Raw genomic sequence first — 2,082 nt, 5'->3', positions numbered from 1 at the left:
GGTAAGCGCGGTCTGAGGGCCGCCTTGCAGGCGGAGCGTTCAACGGGTTGATGGCAGCTCTTTGAACGGGGCCGTAATGTCGGACGAGACTATCGAACCAGCTGCAGATGTAGCGAGTAGTCATACGACCGGTCGTATGAGTGGTCGTATCGAGATTGTCGGGCGGGTGTCGGGTCGACGCCGCTGGACGGTCGAGGAGAAGCTGGCGATCCTGCGCGATGCGTTTGGGCCGGATGGGTCGGTCCGGGCGGCGGTCGAGCGTCACGAGGTCGGCAGCGGCGCGATCTACACCTGGCGGCGCCAGGCGATGTCGGGTGCACTGAGCGGAGTGCCAGCCCGGCCGCAGACCGCATTTGCCGAAGTCCGGGTCAGCGAGCCGTCTGTGATGCTGTCGGCGCCGCCCGTCGAGGTGCCAGCGGACGCTCGGACCGCGGGGCAGATCGGCATCGAGCTGCCCTCGGGGGTGCGGCTGAGCGTCGACAGCTCGGTCGACGCCGAGGCGCTATCGCGCGTGATCGGCGTGCTGGCGCGATGATCCCGCAGCCGACATCGACGCGGATATTCCTGGCGTGCGGCGTCACTGACATGCGCAAGGGCTTCGATGGCCTGGCGGTATTGGTGCAGCAGGTGCTTCGGGAAAAGCCACATTCCGGTGCGCTGTTCGCGTTCCGTGGCAAGCGCGGCGACCTGATCAAATTGCTGTGGTTCGACGGTCAGGGGCTCTGCCTGTTTTCGAAGCGGATGGACCGGGGGCGTTTCGTCTGGCCGGTGACCGCGACAGGCACAGTGGCGCTGACATCGGCGCAGGTGTCGATGCTTCTGGAGGGCATCGACTGGCGCCGCCCAGAGCGGACATGGGCACCAACATTGGCCGGCTGAAAACATAGCTTTTCCGCCATTTTTGCTCGTGTGAGAGTGCGCGAACTGCTATGAAAGTGAGGTGTCGCAAGCATCTCTTGCCCCATCTGATGCCGAGGCGCGGATCGCCGTGCTGGAGGCCTCGCTCGCCCGAGCCAATGCAGCACTTGCCGCCCGCGACCTGCTCATCGAGACACTGCGTGGACAGATCGCTCGGCTGCGGCGGATGCAGTTTGGCGCATCCTCCGAGAAGTTGACGCGCGAGATCGCCCAGCTCGAACTCGCACTTGAGGAACTGGAAACCGAGAGCGCAGTCCCGGAGACCGGCGCGGTCTTGTCAGACACGCCCGTGCGGCCGGCACCAGTCCGTGCGTTGCCCGACCACCTGCCACGCGCGGAGGTCGTCCACGAACCCGCCTCCGGCGCCTGCACATGCCCGGACTGTGGCGGTGCGCTACGCCGTCTCGGGCAGGACGCCCATGAGATGCTCGATGTCCTGCCGGTGCACTGGCGCGTGGTGCGGAACGTCCGACCGAAATACAGCTGCCGGACGTGTGAGAAGATCGTCCAGGCGGCTGCCCCGGTGAAGGCAGTCGCACGCGGAAAGGCGACATTCGCAACGCTGGCCCATGTCGTCGTCTCGAAGTTCGAACATCACCTGCCGCTTTATCGGCAGTCCGAGATGATGGCGGCCCAAGGCTTGGACATCGACCGCTCGACGCTGGCGGGCTGGGTCGGTCATGCAGCCGCGCTGCTTGACCCCATCGTCAGTCGCATCCGCGAGGAAGTGCTGAAAGGCGACAAGATCCACGCGGACGACACGCCAGTCCCGGTGCTCGACCCAGGCCGCGGACGCACCGCGACCGGGCGACTATGGGTCTATGCAGTCGATGACCGCGCCTCCGGTAACACGGCTCCGCCAGCGACATGGTATCGCTTCACGACCGACCGTACCGGTGCACATCCGCAAGCCCATCTCGCCGGATTTCGAGGCTTCCTCCAGGCCGACGCCTATGCCGGTTACGACGGGCTCTATCGAAGCGGCGTCACAGAAGTCGCGTGCTGGGCCCATTTCAGGCGCAAGGTGTTCGACCTGCACGAGCGGGTTGCCACGCCGCTGACCACCGAGATTCTTGAACGCATCGGTGCCTTGTACAGCATAGAGGCCGAGGTCCGCGGCAGGCCGCCTGACGTGCGGCTGGCGGCGCGGCAGAACCGGACGAA

3 protein-coding genes are annotated in these 2,082 nt (G+C 65.8%); all 3 read left to right on the top strand.

Features of this window, described 5'->3' with window-relative positions; genetic code table 11:
* Positions 1-136: 136 nt before the first annotated feature.
* Entirely contained in the window at positions 137-535 is a 399-nt protein-coding gene (locus tag C8J42_RS19910) for a transposase (protein ID WP_133021538.1), read from the top strand.
* Positions 532-879 (top strand): IS66 family insertion sequence element accessory protein TnpB, encoded by a 348-nt coding sequence (tnpB, locus tag C8J42_RS19905; protein ID WP_031439429.1) that lies wholly within the window; start codon positions 532-534, stop codon positions 877-879. The genes C8J42_RS19910 and tnpB overlap by 4 nt, the downstream gene beginning before the upstream one ends.
* A 61-nt stretch (positions 880-940) precedes the next feature.
* A partial coding sequence (locus C8J42_RS19900; protein WP_243644647.1) for an IS66 family transposase occupies positions 941-2,082 on the top strand: 1,142 nt, incomplete at its 3' end.

The organism is Sphingomonas sp. PP-CE-1A-559, assembly GCF_004340965.1.
GTDB lineage: Bacteria > Pseudomonadota > Alphaproteobacteria > Sphingomonadales > Sphingomonadaceae > Sphingomonas.
The sequence above is the reverse complement of the archived record's forward strand: the minus strand, read 5'-3'. Positions and strand labels throughout refer to the sequence as shown.

Bases quoted from the DNA above. Each gene is read 5' to 3' on its own strand.
- C8J42_RS19910 (WP_133021538.1), top strand. From the start codon at position 137: ATGAGTGGTCGTATCGAGATTGTCGGGCGGGTGTCGGGTCGACGCCGC.
- tnpB (WP_031439429.1), top strand. From the start codon at position 532: ATGATCCCGCAGCCGACATCGACGCGGATATTCCTGGCGTGCGGCGTC.